The sequence below is a fragment of the Pseudomonas sp. FSL R10-0056 genome (assembly GCF_009600105.1).
GTDB lineage: Bacteria > Pseudomonadota > Gammaproteobacteria > Pseudomonadales > Pseudomonadaceae > Aquipseudomonas > Aquipseudomonas bubulae.
Window position 1 is genome coordinate 1 of record NZ_WIWL01000061.1, and the last position, 1193, is coordinate 1193.

Below are 1193 nucleotides of genomic sequence, written 5' to 3' on the forward strand. Positions count from 1 at the left end.
TAGGGATGGTCTGAAGTAGGCCGCTATTTTTCGACTGCTGAGCCATAGGTGCTTTCAAAAAACGGCAGCCGTTCAAAACCGATCACGTCTGCCGCCTATTCCATCCATTTTTTCCGCTGAACGCTCCTCGCAGCAGCTATTTCCCTCATTACGGACGCACCTCTCCTGCGCTGGAGAGCAAATATCGACGCGCCATCCAAAGGTTCGACAGGGCGAACAGCGTCACCATCTGAGCAGTGTTTTTCACCAAGCCTCGGAAACGCACTTTCGTATAACCAAACTGACGCTTGATCACTCGAAATGGATGCTCAACCTTGGCGCGAACCTGGGCCTTGGCTTTCTCGATCTTGCGCATCGCTTTGTACAGCGCGCTGCGTTTACCGTGTTTTTTGTAGGTACTGCGCCGGGCTGCAATCTGCCAGATGACGTGGCGTCCCGCATGCTCTTCGCGCTTCTCGACACCGGTATAGCCTGCATCGGCGCAGACCACGTTCTCAGCACCGTGTAGCAGTTTGTCGACTTGGGTTATGTCCGCGACGTTGGCCGCAGTGACCACCACGCTGTGCACCAGCCCTGACTCATCGTCGACACCAATGTGAGCTTTGGCACCGAAGTAATACTGGTTACCTTTCTTGGTTTGATGCATCTCAGGGTCGCGTTTGCCGTCCTTGTTCTTGGTCGAACTGGGCGCATGAATCAGCGTGGCATCGACGATGGTGCCTTGTCGCAGCGACAAGCCACGGTCGCCCAGATAGCCATTGATCACGCCGAGAATACCGGCGGCCAACTCGTGCTTTTCCAGCAGGCGACGGAAGTTGAGGATGGTAGTTTCATCTGGGATCCGCTCCAGGCTCAGACCGGAAAACTGGCGCAAGATCGTCGTCTCGTACAGCGCTTCTTCCATCGCAGGATCGCTGTAACCGAACCAGTTCTGCATGAGATGAACCCGCAGCATCGCCATCAAAGGATAGGCCGGACGGCCCCCTTCGCCCTTCGGGTAATGAGGTTCGATCAGGGCAATCAAACCCTTCCAGGGTACGACCCGATCCATCTCGATCAGGAACAATTCCTTGCGGGTCTGCTTGCGCTTACCGGCGTACTCGGCATCGGCGAAGGTCATTTGCTTCATTGAAAAGCTCGGCGATTGGTGTCCGGGGATTTTGCCAAATCAGGAAGTCTTTTTCAGGATTTCC

The 1193-nt window shown here is 55.2% G+C and carries 1 protein-coding gene; it reads right to left on the reverse strand.

Annotated features, from left to right (window positions below; genetic code table 11):
- Positions 1-148: 148 nt before the first annotated feature.
- The gene (locus GHO42_RS03375) at positions 149-1129 is read right to left on the reverse strand and encodes an IS5 family transposase (RefSeq protein WP_047273613.1); all 981 of its coding nucleotides are present in this window, start codon (positions 1127-1129) and stop codon (positions 149-151) included.
- Positions 1130-1193: the final 64 nt, after the last annotated feature.

Excerpts from the sequence above, each read along its gene's own strand:
- GHO42_RS03375 (WP_047273613.1), bottom strand. The coding sequence starts at position 1,129 with ATGAAGCAAATGACCTTCGCCGATGCCGAGTACGCCGGTAAGCGCAAG.